The sequence below is a fragment of the Buchnera aphidicola str. Sg (Schizaphis graminum) genome, from assembly GCF_000007365.1.
GTDB lineage: Bacteria > Pseudomonadota > Gammaproteobacteria > Enterobacterales > Enterobacteriaceae > Buchnera > Buchnera aphidicola.
This window is the reverse complement of record NC_004061.1, coordinates 324,926-341,533: the sequence shown is the minus strand read 5'-3', so window position 1 is coordinate 341,533 and position 16,608 is coordinate 324,926. Positions and strand designations below refer to the sequence as shown.

The following is a 16,608-nucleotide window of genomic DNA, read 5'->3' as shown; positions in this document are numbered from 1 at the left end:
GTATATTAATATGAAAAAAAAAATTATTGCAGCTAATTGGAAATTAAATGGTAGTATAAAAACTATTTCTTATTTTTTAACTTTTTTAAAATCACAAATTTCATCTTTTTTAAAAAACAATATTATTATAATTGCACCTCCGACTGTATTTTTAGAAAGAGTATACAAAGATATAAATAGTATAAATATTCATCTTGCTGCACAAAATATAGATGTAAATCTAACAGGTGCATTTACTGGTGAGAACTCTGCTTTAATGATGAAAGATATTGGTGTTAAATATATTATTATTGGTCATTCTGAAAGACGTTTACTTCATAATGAAAACAATGAAATCATTGCGAAAAAATTTTGTTTAGTAAAAAATTTGAATTTAGTGCCTATTTTATGTATAGGTGAAACTGAAGCAGAAAAAAAATCTAACAAAACTGAAAAAATTTTAAAAGAACAATTAAATTCTATATTTAATTCTTTCGGAGAAAAAGCATTTAGAAATGCAGTTATTGCATATGAACCTATTTGGTCTATTGGAACAGGTGTTTCAGCGGATCCTAAAAATGTACAACTGATACATAAATTTATAAAAAATTATATAAAAAAATATGACATTGTCAGTGCAGAAAATTTGATTGTACAATATGGAGGTTCTGTTACTTCATTAAATGCAGGAAATTTTCTTAAACAACCTGATATTGATGGATTATTAATCGGTAGTGCATCTTTAAAACATGAAGAATTTTTAAAAATTATAAAAATATCAGATAGTTTTTTATAAAAAACTATTTTTTTATATAAAGGATATATATCCATCCACCTAAATTGATACCGATAATAGGAGCAATAGTGGGTATTAAAAAATAAGGAAAAATGATATTATCATCGCCTGTAAATGCTAATTTTCCCCACCCTATTAAACTTAAAAATATTCTAGGACCTAAATCTCGAGCTGGATTTAAAGTAATATTACTATATGAAGTTAAAAATAAATTAATTATTATCACTAATGTTCCTATTAAAAAGGGATTGATAAATTTATAAAATTTAAATAAATTATTTTTTTCACTCAATTTCATCAATATAATTATAAAAATAATTCCAATTAATATTTCTAATATAAAATCATGAATAAAATTATAATTTTCTTTAGGAAAAACGCAGAATAATGAAGCTAATTCAAGACTTTTTTTTGTTCCTCGAACAATATTGTATTTAGACTCAAATGAATTTAATAGATTATTAAAAATAAGATAAATTAAAAAAGTAAAGAAAAAAGTACCAGATATTTGAGATAGAATATACGGTATTACTTTTTTTTTATTAAATTGAGAAGATAAAAAAAGAAAAATAGTAATAGCTGGATTTAAATGCGCTCCAGAGACTGAAGAACAAAAACAAATTGATATAAATACTCCTAATCCCCAAATACAACTAATTTCACAGTGATTAAAATGAAAATTTGTTAATTTTGATACGACAAGAGAACTAATTCCTAAAAATATTATTAAACCTGTTCCTAAAAATTCAAAAAAACATTGTTTTAATATTTTTTTTTTACTACAAAAATTCATTATTTGAATACCTAAATAATTTTATTTATTTAAAAATAAAATTAAAATTTTAGAGCGCCGGAAAAACCGGCACTAATTTTATATTAGTATAACTTTTTAGCTGTAATTAACCAATCTTTTTTAAAAACACGTTTCATATTTTTTAACGCATCTGTTATGTCGTTAAATACCATTTTTTCATTTTGTATTCCAACACATTTCCCTTTGTAGCCTTCTATCAGCAATTCTACTGCATATGCTCCCATTCTTGAAGCAAGAATTCTATCATATACTACTGGTGCTCCTCCTCTCTGGATATGTCCTAAAATTGTAGCTCTTGTCTCTCTATTGGTTTTCTTCTCAATATATTTCGCTAATTTTTCTACATCACAAATATATTCTGTTATTGCGACTATTGCATGTTTTTTCCCTTTTTCGATTCCTGCCTGAATTTCAGAAACCAATTCTTCTTTTTTATAATGAATTTCTGGAAGAACAATAAATTCGCAACCACCTGCTATTGCAGCAGCTAATGTTAAATCTCCGCAGTATCGCCCCATAACTTCTACAATAGAAATTCTTTGATGAGAAGAAGAAGTATCTCTTAATCTATCAATCGCTTCAACCACTGTCTCTAAGGCTGTAAAATAACCTATCGTGTAATCAGTACCTGCTACATCGTTGTCTATTGTACCTGGAATACTAATACATGGAATTCCCATTTTCGTTAATTTTTGTGCTCCTATATAAGATCCATCACCGCCGATAACAACAAGAGCATCTATATTTCTTTTATTTAAATTATTTACTGCAATAGTACGTATTTCATTTTTGTAAAAGCCAGGAAATCGAGCAGATCCTAAAAATGTTCCGCCTCTATTAATCATATCAGAAACACTATATCTATCTAACAATGTCATACGATTTTCATATAGACCTAAATATCCATCATAAATACCAAATACTTCTAATTTTTCACTCAATGCTGTTCTTACTACACCTCTAATCGCAGCATTCATCCCAGGAGCATCTCCACCACTAGTTAATACTCCGATCTTTTTTATCATAAAAATCCCGTTTTTAACTACTATAAAAAAATTTGTTTTTCCTATTATTGATTATTGATAAAATTTCAACTTAATAAAAAATGTATTTTTACAATATATAAATATATTTTTGTATGTAATTTTTTTTAAAATTATTAAAAATATTAAAAAATTTTTTTTATACATAGTAATTTTTGACAGAAAAATATTTTATTTTAAATAATTGATTATAAATAATACCATTTAATAGAATTATATTCTTCATTGAATTCTAGGATAATTGGCGTTGCAGTTGGAATGTTTAATTCTAAAATTTTTTTATTATCTATTTTATTTAAAAATTGAATTAATGCACGTAGAGAATTTCCATGTGCTACAATAAGAACTCTATTTCTTTTTTTTATTTGTGGTAAAATAAATTTATTCCAATAAGGAATCACTCTTTTTGCAGTCAATTCTAAACTTTCACCTAACGGAAGTTCATTGTTATCTATATTCGAATAACGTATATCATTTCCTGGAAATCTTTTATCATTTAATCTGATTTGAGGTGGTATAATTTCAAAACTTCGTCTCCATAAATTTACTTGTTCTTCACCGTATTTTGAAATCATTTCATCTTTATTTAATCCCTCCAATGCACCATAATGTCTTTCATTTAAACGCCAAGATTTTTGAACTGGTAACCAAGATTGATCTAATGTATCTAAAATATATCTTAAAGTATGTATTGCTCTTTTTAACATAGAAGTATGTGCATAATCGAAAAAAAATTTTTCTTTTTTCAAGAGAGAACCGGCTTTTAGAGCTTCATTTATACCATTGTCACTTAATTCTATATCATGCCATCCAGTAAATTTATTTAATTTATTCCATTTACTTTGACCATGTCTAATTAAGACTAATTTATTAGTTTTCATTTTTCATCTTCTATTTTTGATATATAAGTGTATCATTATTTGATTAAAAATTAGTTTTTGACTAAATAAAAAATTAATTTTTATGAATATAAAAGTACAATTCATAATTAAGAATTTTTTGTACTTTTAAGATACACTAAAAAATAAACGTTTTTTTTCATAAAAACACATTTATACATTAATTATAATTCGATTAAAGTCTTCTAATATGTTTTTTATAGTTACTAAAAAACTCACAGATTCTTTTCCATCTATTAGTCGATGATCGTAAGACAATGCTAAATACATCATAGGAAGGATTTTTACTTTTCCATTGATAGCCATAGGACGTTCTTTAATAAGATGCATGCCTAATATAGCAGATTGAGGTGGATTAATAATAGGTGTAGACATTAAAGAACCGAAAATACCGCCATTCGTTATAGTAAAATTTCCTCCAATTAATTCTTCAATTTTTATTTTATTTTCAATACCTTTAATAGAAAATTCTTTTATTTTTTTTTCTATATCAGCCATGCTCATATTATCTGCATTTCTTAAAACTGGTGTTATTACTCCTCTCGGAGTAGAAACAGCAATACTAACATCAATATTTTTATAATAAACAATATCATTTTTATCAATAGAGGCATTTATTTCTGGAAACTTTTTTAAGGATTCCACTACTGCTTTGACAAAAAAAGGCATAAATCCGATTCGGACACCGTGTTTTTTTTCAAAAAATTCGCCATATTTTTTTCGTAATGATATTATTGGTTGCATGTTTACTTCATTAAAGGTAGTAAGCATAGCTGTATTATTTTTAGTTTCTAATAATCTTTCAGCAATTTTTTGACGCAATCGCGTCATTTTTATTCTATTTTCATAAATTTTTTTTTCTTTTTCATTAGAAAAAGATTGATCATTTAATTTTTCTTCAATTATGTTTTCTTGATTTTTGATATAATTTAATTCATTAAATATTTCTTTGTTTTTTTTAATTCTTATTATACGTCTTATAGAAGGTGGAAAATTGTATATTTTTTCTTTAAAAGAAATATTAAAATTTTTATCTTTTATAAAATATTTATTACTTTTTTCCAGTTTTGATTTTGTTTTACTTTCAATATTTTTTGATTCAACAATGTTTCCTAATATTTGATTTGATTTAACAATTGAACCTTCTTTTTCTAAAATTTCATTTAATATTCCATTACATGGAGCAGACACTTCTAGCATTACTTTATCTGTTTCAATATCTACTATATTATCTTCAGAAGAAATTTGTTCTCCTATTTTTTTATACCATTTTACAACTACTGCATCGTTAACAGATTCAGGTAAATCAGGAACAAGAATATTTATTCTATTCATTTTATGTCCTTCTATGCTATTTTAAAATTGAATGCATTATTTATTAGTTTTTCTTGTTCTTTTCTATGAATTAGAATATGACCAGCTGCAGGTGATGCAGCAGATGGACGACTAACATAATTTAAATGAGAATTAAGTGGTAAAAGAGTAGATAGAAGGTCTTTAATATAAAACCATGCACCTTGATTATGGGGTTCTTCTTGACACCAAATAAAATCTTGTACGTAAGAATAACTTTTGAGTATTGTTAATATTTCATCTTTTGGAAATGGATATAATTGTTCAATTCGAATTAATAAAACATTATTAATGTCACATTTATTACGATATTCCAAAAGATCATAATATATTTTACCAGAACAAAAAATTATACGTTTCACTTCTTTTTGATTTTTATCTATTTCATTTATTACATTTTTAAAATTTTCATTTACTAAAACTTCTAAAGAAGATCTTGCCACATTATTTCTTAAAAGTGATTTAGGAGTCAAAACAATCAATGGTTTATAAACATTGCTAAAAATTTGACGCCTTAATAAATGAAATATTTGAGAAGATACAGTAGGTATACATACTTGTATATTGTTTTCAGCACAAAGTTGTAAAAATCTTTCAAGTCTAGCAGAAGAATGTTCAGGTCCTTGCCCTTCATACCCATGAGGCAAGAAAAGAACTAAATTTGATTTTTGATTCCATTTTTGTTCACTTGAACTGATAAATTGATCTATTACTACTTGAGCACCGTTAGCAAAATCTCCAAATTGTGCTTCCCAAATTGTTAAATTATTTGATGGAAATAATGAATATCCGTATTCAAAAGCTAAAACTGCTTCTTCTGATAGAACAGAATCCCAAATTTCAAATTTTCCCTGATTTTTTTCTATATTTTGTAAAGGAACATAAATAGAACCATTATTTTGATCATGAATAAAAGCATGACGATGAAAAAAAGTTCCTCTACTTATATCTTCTCCTGATAGACGACATGAAATACCTTCTTTAAGTATTGTAGCATAAGCTAATAATTCAGCTGTACCCCAATCCAACAATATTTGTCCGTCAGCCATACCTATTCTTTCTTGATAAATTTTTTTAACTCGATTATGCACTTCAATTGAGTTAGGAATAGTATTAATAGAATATAATAAATCTTTAATATTTAAAAAATTTAACTGTGTATTTTCTTTTTGTTTTTTTATAAAAAAATTTTTATTCCCATTTTGGAATGTGATATTTCTCTCTTGCGATAAAACATTTTTTCCTTGTACTAGTTTAGTAGTGTATTTTTCTATTATTTTTTCAATATCATTTGATGTAATTAATTTTTCGGAAATTAGTAAGTTAGAATATATTTGACCTATAGTAGGATGATTATGAATTTTTTTATACATAATAGGTTGCGTTACAAAAGGATCATCTACTTCATTGTGTCCATGTCGTCTATAACATACCAAATCAATAAAAACATCTTTTTTAAATTTTTTTTTGAATTTTAAAGCTAATTGAATTGCAAAAATAGAAGCTTCTATATCATCAGCATTAACGTGAAACACAGGTGCTTGAATCATTTTAGCAACATCAGTACAATACTTACTAGAACGAAGATTTTTAGGATTAGATGTAGTAAATCCAATTTGATTATTAATTACTATATGAATAGTACCACCTATTTTATAGGCTTCTGTTTGAGACATATTTAATGTTTCTTGAATTACACCTTGCCCAATAATAGAAGCATCACCATGTATATTAATAGATAAAAATTTATTTTCAGAAATTTTTAATTGATTTATAGATGCTCGTGCTATACCTAAAACAACTGGATTCACTATCTCTAAATGAGATGGATTATATGCTAGTTTTAAATATATTTTTTTTTTATCGTTTTTTATCTTTGTAATGCCTCCCATGTGATATTTTACGTCACCACTATATTCTTTTGGTATATTAATACCTGAAAATTCATTAAATAGAACTTGTGGATTTTTGTTTAATACATTTACCAATACATTTAGTCTACCTCTATGAGCCATGCCTAAAATGATTTCAGATACATCATTTTTTTTTGAATATCGAATAATTTCATGCAGAATACTAATTAATGTTTCTCCTCCTTCTAAAGAAAATCTTTTTGTACCAGAAAACTTTTTTCCTAGGTATTTTTCAAAAGTTTCTCCATAAAGAATCTCCTTTAAAAATCTTATTTTTTCTTTTTTTATAAATAAATTTTCTTTAAAAAATAACTCTATATGTTTTGTAATCCATTTTTTTTCAAATGAATTCTCAATATACATATATTCAAATCCAATAGAACCGCAATATTTGTTATTTAATTGTTCATATAAATCTCTGATTTTTATTTCATATTGAGAAGAATTTTTAAAATCGATTTTCACAGTTTTTTTTAATTCATCTTCACTAAAATGATAAAAAGTAGGTTCTAAATACTTATATTTTTTCTGTTCATTTAATTTAAGAGGATCTATTAAAGATTTTTTATAACCTTTTTTTCGAAAAGTATTAATAATATAATTAATTTTTTTTTCTAATATTTCTTGTTTATCAATTTTAATTTCTTTAAAAGAATTATTTTTATAAACAAATTTTTCTTCTTTTAAAATATTTTTTCGTTTTTTAGATAAATCTGAAAATTTATCCTGCCATGTAATATCAACAGATTTCGGATTGATTAAATAACTCTCATATATTTTTTCAATATAATTCTGATTATTGCCAGATAACCAGGAAGAGTTAAACCATTTTTCTAGTGTATTTTTTTTCATTTTATTTTTTATTTAAATTGTTTGTTACATGATTTATTATAGAAAATCTAAAAAAATCTAAAAAATTTATTATATTTTTCTAATTTTATTTTTTAAATTATGCAGGATTATGAATATCGATAAAAGTTACATCTAAATCATACTTATTATTTAACCATTTACCTAATGATTTAATTCCGTCTTTTTCTGTAGCATGATGACCAATAGAAAAAAAATGAATACCTAATTCTTTAGCAATATGCATTGTTTCTTCTGAAATTTCACCTGTTAAAAAAGCATCTATTCCAAAATTATAAGCTTGTTTTATAAAATTTTGCCCCCTTCCACTACACCAAGCTATACGCGAAATATAAATTGGAGCATTTGCATATATATGTATGGGTTTTTTCTCATATTTTTTTTCTATTTTTTTAGAAAAGTCAAAAGCATTTATATTTTCTTCTAAAGTTCCCCAGAACAAGTAAGGTAAAATATAACCTTTAATACGAATATTTAATTTTTTAGCTATTTGTGCATTATTACCTAATTTAGGATGAATATCTAAAGGTATGTGCCAACTATATAAATTAATATTATTAGAAAGTATAGTAGTTAATCTTTTTCTTGTCATGTTGTGAATACATTGAGATTCGTTTTTCCAAAAATAACCATGATGAACTATTATAGCATTTGCACCATAAGATAATGCTTTATCTAATAATTCTTGACAAGCTGTAACACCTGTAATAATTTTTTTAATTATTTTTTCACCTTCTATTTGTAATCCATTTGGTACAACATCACTATATTGATCACTTGATAATTTTTTATTAATTATTTTTTCTAATAAAAAATTTTCCATTTTATTAAACCTTTTCTTTTTTTGAAGTTAATTGAGCTTTATTGTATACCTCTAATGCTTGTTCTTTACTTTTTTTATAATCTATAATTGGTTCCGGATAATTTATTGTACAATTATTTTTTATTGACCATTCGTATGGATTATGAATATATCTATCTGGTACAGAATTTAATTCTGGAATGTATTTACGTATAAATAAACCTGATTTATCAAAATTTTTTGATTGATTCAAGGGATTAAAAATACGTATATACGGCACAGAATCACTCCCTGTTGAAGCTGACCATTGCCATCCACCATTATTTAAGGCAAAGTCTCCATCAATTAAATTAGACATGAAGTATTTTTCACCCTCTCTCCAATTTATTAAAAGATTTTTTACTAGAAAACTAGATGTAATCATTCTTAACCTATTATGCATCCATCCCATTTTATTTAGTTGTCTCATCCCTGCGTCTATTATAGGAAAACCTGTATTTCCGTTTTTCCAAGCGTTAAAATAATTTACATTATGTTTCCATTTTATTTTTTTTTCCCATATAATTAGTGATTGAGATTGACTAAGCATAGGAAAACCAATTAATAAATGATAATAAAATTCACGCCATATTATTTGATTTAACCAATCGGAATTTAAAATAATATTTAATGGTATTTTTTTATATTTTTTTAAAATTACCTTTAAACAATACCTTGGTGATATTATTCCTAAAGATAAATAAGGAGATAGCATACTAGTACTGTTTAAAAATGGAAAATTTCTTTTTAAAACATATTTGTCTATTTTATCGACACAAAATTTGTTTAATCTCTCAATAGCTTTTCTTTCTCCAATAGGAAAATTTTTTTGATTAAAATCAATAACTAAGTTTTCTGGAAATAATTTTAGTAATGAAAAACTAGAACAAATTTTTCGTTTTTTGGGAATAGGAAAACATTCTGGAATTTGTTTTAATAAATTACATATTACTTTTTTTTTAAAAAAAGAAAAAATTTTATATGTTTTTTTGTTTTTATTTTTTATGCTATTAGCAGAAGTTAACAAACTATCGTGAAATCCTTTTACGAATATACCTTTTTCAGATAGTTTTTTTTTACTAGACAATCGCGTTTTCGTTCATTTATTTCGTATTGATAATTATAAAACAAATTATTTATTTGATTTCTTTCACAGAAATAAACTAAATAATCTATTGAATCTAAAAAATCAGAGCATTTATGATAATGTAAAGTAATATTCAATTTAAATAATTCTTGTTCTAAACTTATTAAATTTTGATAAATAAACGATATTTTTTTATCAGCAAGAAAATGATCTTTCCATTGTTTCGGAGTAGCAATAAATAAAGCAATAACTTTATCTATGTCAAACATACAAGCGTTATGTAATGCAGTATTATCATATAAACGCAGATCGTTACGAAACCAAATTAAATTTTTTTTCATGATTTTTTAATATATTTATATTATGTTGAAAATATATGTTATAATTTTTTTTCTTTTTTTTTTATAAAAAACTATTAAATAACTTTAAAAATTAAAAAATATAAATTAATAATAAGTTATTAGAATACATTTATTTTACTAATATAACAAAAAAAATTATAAATTTCTTGGTTTTACACTTTTCATGTATTTTGTTAAAAAAATATTTTTAAATAAAAAAAGATTTCAAATATATTCTTATTTTCAAAAAGAAATATACCTTGATGAATAGGTAAAAAATTATGAAAAAAATAGGTATTTTTTTTGGCAGTGACACTGGGAATACAGAAAAAGCAGCTGAATTAATTCATAAGAAAATTGGTAGTAATATTTCTATGTTATATGATATTAGCAATGTTTCTAAAAAGGATTTTGAAAGTTTTGATCATCTAATATTAGGAGTTCCTACTTGGTATTATGGTGAAATTCAATGTGACTGGGATGATTTTTTACCTATTTTGAAAAAAATAAATTTTTTGCATAAAACGGTAGCGTTGTTTGGATGTGGTGATCAAGAAGATTATGCAGAATATTTTTGTGACGCATTAGGTTTAATATATCAAGTTTTAAAGAAAAATAATGCTAAAATAGTTGGAAAATGGCCTACAATCGAATATAATTTTGAATCTTATAAAGCTCTTTTAAACAAAGACTATTTTGTAGGATTAGTTTTAGATGAAGCTCGTCAGCCAGAAAAAACAGAATAAAGAATAAATCTATGGATTGGAGGTATTCTGCCTGACTTTCAGTCATAAACAATATGATTTTATCCTAAATTAATATGTTGAATCAAAAAAAATCTCTATTATAACATAAATATAATCGTACACATTTTATATAAAAGAGAAACTATGAGTCTTAAAATAAATAATTTTAATTTTTTACGACCTATATCTAGAAAAAAACATCGAAAAAAAATTAAATTAAACTGCCTTAATCTTCCTTTTAAAGGTAAAGATATTTGGACTTTATACGAATTATCTTGGCTAAATAAAAATGGATTGCCTCAAATTGCCATTGCTAAAATAGAAATTGATGTAAATAGCGCTAATATTATTGAATCTAAAAGTTTTAAAATTTATATAAATAGTTTTAACCAAATGAAATTTAACAATAATATTGATTTTATTAATATATTAACTAATGATCTTACTAAGTGTATATGTGGACAAATTTCTATTAAATTATTCAGTTTAGATGCAATTAAAAATGAAACAATTACAGATTTTCATGGCATATGCATAGATAATCAAAATATTAAAATAGAATCATATAAATATACTCCATCATTCTTGATGATCAATTCTGAAAGAAAGATAATCAAAGAAGATCTATATACTCATTTATTTAAATCTAATTGTCCTGTCACCCAACAACCTGATTGGGCATCAATATATATTGCATATACTGGACTATCAATTAATCATGCATCTTTATTACGTTATTTGATTTCTTTTCGTTCTCATAACGAATTTCATGAAGAATGTATTGAAAGAATTTTTAATGATATTAATAATATTTGCAAACCTGAAGAATTAAGTGTATACGCAAGATATACTCGAAGAGGCGGAATTGATATCAATCCATGGCGCAGTAATACTAATTTTTCGCCTTTTCTTACTCGATTAGCTAGACAATAAATAGTAGAAATAAAAAAAGCAGTATTAAAATTATACTTAATACTGCAATTTTAAAAAAATTAAATAAAATATGTTTTATATATACAATCATCTAACTATTTGAATATTTTATGTATATTAAAAATAAAATTATATTTATTTTAAAGCAACTAGTTCAACTAAATCTAATACCTTACTAGAATAACCTGTTTCATTATCATACCAAGAAATTAATTTGGCAAAATTTTTATTTAAAGACAAACCAGCTTTAGCATCAAAAATCGAAGTTAATTCTTTACCATTAAAGTCTGTTGATACTACTTCATCTTCAGTATATCCTAAAATTCCTTTCATTTTCTGTTCAGAAGCGTTTTTAACAACTTCACAAATTTCATTGTATGTTGCTGTTTTTTTATAACGTACTGTTAAATCAACTACGGATACATTGGCGGTAGGAACTCGAAAAGCTATTCCTGTTAATTTTCCGTTTAAATTTGGTAAAACCTTGCCTACAGCAACAGCTGCACCTGTAGAAGAAGGAATTATATTTTGCAATGCTCCTCGACCACCTCTCCAATCTTTTTTAGAAGCACTATCAACAATTTTTTGCGTAGCTGTACTAGCATGTACAGTAGTCATCAGTCCTTCAATAATACCAAAATGATCATCTATTACTTTAGATAAAGGTGCTAAACAATTAGTTGTACAAGAGGCATTAGATACAATTTTTTCTCCTTTGTATTTATCAAAATTAGCACCCCTGACAAACATTGGAATATCATCTTTTGATGGTCCGGTTATTACAACTTTTTTCGCACCAGATAAAATATGTTTGTAAGCTGTATCTTTTGTTAAGAAAAGACCAGTAGATTCAATTACTACATCAATTAATAATTTGTCCCACATTAATTTTTCAGGATCTTTTATTGAGGTAATTCTAATTTTTTTCCCATTAATAATAAGATTATTATTTTTGACTTCAATATCTTTTTTAAAATTTCCATGTGTGGAATCATATTTTAACATGTAAGCTATATATTTAGGATCAAGTAAATCGTTTATTGCTACAACTTCAATATTTTCACGTTCTTGAGCTAGACGAAATAAAACACGTCCAATACGACCAAATCCATTAATACCTATTTTAATAGTCATTATTTCACCTTTTTTTAAATTATTAATAATTAATATTATATTTTATTTAAAATAAATGATTTTAATATTCTTTTAATATTTTGTTAGGATTTATCTTTGATGCATAATATATTGGATACCAATTTGCAACAATTCCTATTGTTAAAGTACTTATAAAAATAATGATTAAATCAAAAAAATTTATTTGTAGTAATAAAAAATTTTTATAATAAACATTTTTTAAAAACCAGTTTTCTTCAAAGTGCTTTTCTAAAAAAAACATAATTTTTTTAAAGTTTAATACTGTTATAATTCCTGTCAATAAACCTATCAAATTTCCTATTATAATAAAACGCATCCCATAGTAAAAAAAAATCAACTGAATAAGAATATTATTAGCTCCTATACTTCTTAAAATAGCAATGTCTTTTGTTTTTTTAGATATAGATGTTAAACAAATAGATATTACACTAAAACATGAAATTATTATTATTAAAAATAACGTTACATATATTATTGTTTTAATTATTTTAATATCGTGATAGATATATTTATAACTGTACATCCAATTATAAAAAAAAAGAGGTGTTTTTATTTTTTTAGCTATTTTTAAAATAATTTTATCTGCTTGAAATGGATCAGACATATATAATTCAATTTTATTAATATTATTTTTTATATTAAAAAATTTTTGAAAAAATATAAAAGGTATTAATCCAATATTTGAATTTGAAATTCCATTAGAATGAAATATAGATTTAACTTTAAAAGAAAAACTTTGAATTTGAGTTTTATCAAAACTTATTTTTTTATTTAAAATAATTAAATTAATACAATCTCCTTCTTTGAGAGAAAAATATTTTGCTAAGTCGGAAGAAATAATGATTTCATTATTATATATTTTTTTTAATTTAGAAAAATTATATAATTTTTTTTGAAAAGAAAAATATTTTTTTATATATTTTATATTTTTAAAACTTTTAATGTTAATAAATCTCATTTTATCGTTTTTTAACAAAACACTGTTCATTAAAACATATGGCTCAGAATAAATCACTTCAGGTAGGGATTCTAATTTTTTTGTAATATCTTTCCAAGTAAATGCTGATGTATTTGTTAATTCAATAATTCCATGTGGTAAAGATGACAAAATATTTTTTTTTATCAATATTTGAAAACCATTTAAAGCACTAAAACTTAAAATTAATGTGAATATACTAATAGAAATTCCTATTTTAGATAGAATAGAAACTAATAATACTGCATGATTTTTATTATTTCGATGATATAATCGTTTTGCAATTAAAAAAGGTAAAAAATTCATTGAATATGTCTTTTTTTTTATTAATTTTTATTATTAAATAGTTGACCATTTTTCATTTCAAGTAAAATAGGTGCTTTTTTTATAAAACGAAGATCATGACTGACAATTAAAAAAGAAGTATTTAAATTACTGTTTAACTCAAATATTAAATCAAAAATAATTTTTGCATTATTCTTATCTAAATGACTTGTTGGTTCATCTGCTATTACCAAAGATGGTTGATTTACTAAAGCTCGAGCGATAGCTACACGTTGTCTTTCACCACCAGATAACTCAGAAGGATATTTATTTATTTTTTTTTCTAAATGAACTTTTTTTAATATTTCATATGATTTTTCTTTTGATTCCTGAATACTCTTTTTACTAATTAAAGATGGGATAGCAATGTTTTCAAGAACATTAAAATCTAAAAGTAAATGATGAAATTGAAAAATAAATCCCAATTTTAAGTTTCTTAACTTGGCTATTTCATTAGATGACATAGAATGTAATGAGACACCATCGAACAATATACTTCCTGAAGTAGGTTTATCTAATCCACCCAATAAGTGCAAAAGAGTGCTTTTACCAGAACCAGATTTTCCAGTTATAAAAGTTATATCGCCTTTTCTAATTTTTAATGATATTTTATTTAATGTTCTTATTTCTTCTTTTTTTCTGTAAAAGGATTTTGTTAAATTAATACACTGTAAAATTATATTGTTATTCATCAGATAAAATTCTAGATGGAGTAGATTTAATAGCATACCAAATTGGATATAACGTTGATAAAATAGTAAGAAATATAAATGTAATATTGATTGTTAAAATTTGAATGAGAGAAATTTCTATAGGAATTTCAATATCAATAAAAAATATTTTAATTAAAAAATTTAAAAAATCTTTTTGAAAGATTAATATAATGCTAATTATTGTTCCAAATGAATTTCCCACTATAGAAATAGTTGAACCTAAAATAATAAATATCAACATTATTTTATAACGAGATAATCCTTGAGATTGAAAAATTGAAATATTATTTTTTTTATCTAATACATTCATTGTTAATGATATAACTATATTAAAACTTGACACTAATAAAATTAAAATAAAAAAAAATAACATAATATATTTTTCAATTTTCATTGCCTTAAATAATTCACCTTTTTTTGTTTTCCAATCTAATATAATAAAATTTTTATTTAATTTTTTTATTTTTTGAATATTTAGAATAAATGGGTCTTTTAACTTTATTTTCCAACCAGTGATATAATTTTTATTATAATTTAAAAAATTTAAAGCATTTTTTTTATTAATCAGTATTTGATACTCATCAATTTCACTATTAGTTGAGAATATACCAGTTATTTTAAATAATTTTATATTGAGATCATTTTGTAAAAATTTTTTTTTACTAATGGGTAAAACAATCAATTTAATTTGATCATTAATATTAACATGCATTTTTTTAGCTAGTTCGCTTCCTATAATTGCGTTATATTTTCTTGAATGAAGAGTATGTAAAAATTTTTTTATGTTATAATTTTCTAAATTTTTTTCATTCTTTATGTTAATACCAATGATCTCTCCTATATTAATTTCATTTTTATTTTCAATAATGACCTTTTTACTGATAAAATCAGTAATTTCTTCAACGTTTTTTAATTTTAAAGTTTCTTTAGGAAAATTTAATTTGTTAATATTGCGATTTTTATTAGTAATAATTATATGAGGAATAAAAGATAAAATGTCATTTTTAAATTTATTTTGAAATCCATTCATTATAGATATGGTGATAATAGTTGAAGATATGCCGATACCTATACCTAAAATTGATAGAATAATAATAATTTTTTTAAAATTTGGTAAATAAGGATTCCAGAGATAACGTAAACCAATAAATATATATATAGGCTTATACATTTTAGTAAATTTAACTTAAATTTATTTATATTAATTGCATAATGGGGTATTTTAAACTACATGTTATCATATTTAATAAATAGTTTTAAAAAATATATGTAAACATATCTATAAATAGATTATTATTTATATTTTTTAAGAAAAAAATATTTTTTTATAAAATATTTAATCTATTTTTAAGTATTTTATAAAATTTCTAATTAAATAAATTATGGATGATAAAAAAAGTGAAAAACATATATTATATAAATTAATTATTATTAATAATACCATTTAAATATACTTCTATCGTTAAAAGTTATTCAAACTTAGTTGCATTAATTACATCTGAATGTCAAAGACACCTTATAATTAAAAAATTAATAAAACAATCTATAGATAGAAAGATAAGAGTTTTTCAAGATTAGCAAATTAGCAAAAATTGCTATATGATTATATTTGATGTCATAAAAAAATTGTTTCTTCTTGTTTTTCTATTTTATATCATTTGTCTAGAATTAAAAAAAAAGTTTATTAATTATTACAATCTAAAATACTCTACAAAAAGTATATTCCTATCAATATATTTATAAAGAATCTTTTTTAATTAAGAAAGATAATTTTTTTACTAACAGAAAGATAATGCGAAAAAAACGTTTTCAAAGATTTTAGCAT

General features: G+C 23.4%; 13 protein-coding genes and 1 pseudogene. 3 read left to right on the top strand and 11 right to left on the bottom strand.

Translation table 11 applies throughout. The annotated features are described in order from the left end of the window. Window positions 1-10: 10 nt before the first annotated feature. The gene (gene tpiA, locus BUSG_RS01560) at window positions 11-775 is read left to right on the top strand and encodes a triose-phosphate isomerase (RefSeq protein WP_011053819.1); all 765 of its coding nucleotides are present in this window, start codon (window positions 11-13) and stop codon (window positions 773-775) included. Window positions 776-779: 4 nt separating this feature from the next. On the opposite strand, the gene BUSG_RS01555 is transcribed toward tpiA, so the two are convergent. The 7 genes and pseudogenes from BUSG_RS01555 to phrB form a co-directional block, all read right to left on the bottom strand. Continuing rightward, window positions 780-1,568 (bottom strand): MIP/aquaporin family protein, encoded by a 789-nt coding sequence (locus BUSG_RS01555; RefSeq protein WP_011053818.1) that lies wholly within the window; start codon window positions 1,566-1,568, stop codon window positions 780-782. 83 nt (window positions 1,569-1,651) lie between these two features. Continuing rightward, a complete protein-coding gene (pfkA, locus tag BUSG_RS01550; RefSeq protein ID WP_011053817.1) occupies window positions 1,652-2,614 on the bottom strand; it encodes a 6-phosphofructokinase in 963 nt (320 codons plus the stop codon). Between the two features lie 206 nt (window positions 2,615-2,820). Further along, on the bottom strand, window positions 2,821-3,513 hold the full coding sequence (gene gpmA / locus BUSG_RS01545; RefSeq protein ID WP_011053816.1) for a 2,3-diphosphoglycerate-dependent phosphoglycerate mutase: 693 nt from the start codon (window positions 3,511-3,513) through the stop codon (window positions 2,821-2,823). A 171-nt stretch (window positions 3,514-3,684) separates the two neighbouring features. After that, entirely contained in the window at window positions 3,685-4,866 is a 1,182-nt protein-coding gene (gene sucB / locus BUSG_RS01540; protein ID WP_011053815.1) for a dihydrolipoyllysine-residue succinyltransferase, read from the bottom strand. 11 nt (window positions 4,867-4,877) lie between these two features. After that, complete coding sequence (locus BUSG_RS01535) at window positions 4,878-7,649, bottom strand: 2-oxoglutarate dehydrogenase E1 component (RefSeq protein WP_011053814.1); 2,772 nt, start codon at window positions 7,647-7,649, stop codon at window positions 4,878-4,880. Between the two features lie 97 nt (window positions 7,650-7,746). Beyond that, entirely contained in the window at window positions 7,747-8,490 is a 744-nt protein-coding gene (locus BUSG_RS01530; protein ID WP_011053813.1) for a Nif3-like dinuclear metal center hexameric protein, read from the bottom strand. 4 nt (window positions 8,491-8,494) lie between these two features. Beyond that, a pseudogene (gene phrB, locus BUSG_RS01525) lies at window positions 8,495-9,936 on the bottom strand (deoxyribodipyrimidine photo-lyase). Between the two features lie 281 nt (window positions 9,937-10,217). Here phrB and fldA point away from each other — a divergent pair. Continuing rightward, complete coding sequence (fldA, locus tag BUSG_RS01520) at window positions 10,218-10,682, top strand: flavodoxin FldA (protein WP_011053812.1); 465 nt, start codon at window positions 10,218-10,220, stop codon at window positions 10,680-10,682. Window positions 10,683-10,826: 144 nt separating this feature from the next. Next, the gene (queF, locus tag BUSG_RS01515) at window positions 10,827-11,615 is read left to right on the top strand and encodes an NADPH-dependent 7-cyano-7-deazaguanine reductase QueF (RefSeq protein WP_011053811.1); all 789 of its coding nucleotides are present in this window, start codon (window positions 10,827-10,829) and stop codon (window positions 11,613-11,615) included. Window positions 11,616-11,750: 135 nt separating this feature from the next. Here the strand turns inward: queF and gap are convergent, their stop codons facing one another. The 4 genes from gap to BUSG_RS01495 form a co-directional block, all read right to left on the bottom strand. Then, window positions 11,751-12,749: a type I glyceraldehyde-3-phosphate dehydrogenase gene (gene gap / locus BUSG_RS01510; protein ID WP_011053810.1), complete on the bottom strand. Its 999-nt coding sequence runs from the start codon at window positions 12,747-12,749 to the stop codon at window positions 11,751-11,753. 61 nt (window positions 12,750-12,810) lie between these two features. Beyond that, on the bottom strand, window positions 12,811-14,052 hold the full coding sequence (locus BUSG_RS01505) for an FtsX-like permease family protein (RefSeq protein WP_011053809.1): 1,242 nt from the start codon (window positions 14,050-14,052) through the stop codon (window positions 12,811-12,813). Between the two features lie 20 nt (window positions 14,053-14,072). Continuing rightward, a complete protein-coding gene (lolD, locus tag BUSG_RS01500) occupies window positions 14,073-14,762 on the bottom strand; it encodes a lipoprotein-releasing ABC transporter ATP-binding protein LolD (protein ID WP_011053808.1) in 690 nt (229 codons plus the stop codon). Continuing rightward, window positions 14,755-15,954 (bottom strand): ABC transporter permease, encoded by a 1,200-nt coding sequence (locus BUSG_RS01495; protein WP_011053807.1) that lies wholly within the window; start codon window positions 15,952-15,954, stop codon window positions 14,755-14,757. The genes lolD and BUSG_RS01495 overlap by 8 nt, the downstream gene beginning before the upstream one ends. Window positions 15,955-16,608 lie beyond the last annotated feature (654 nt).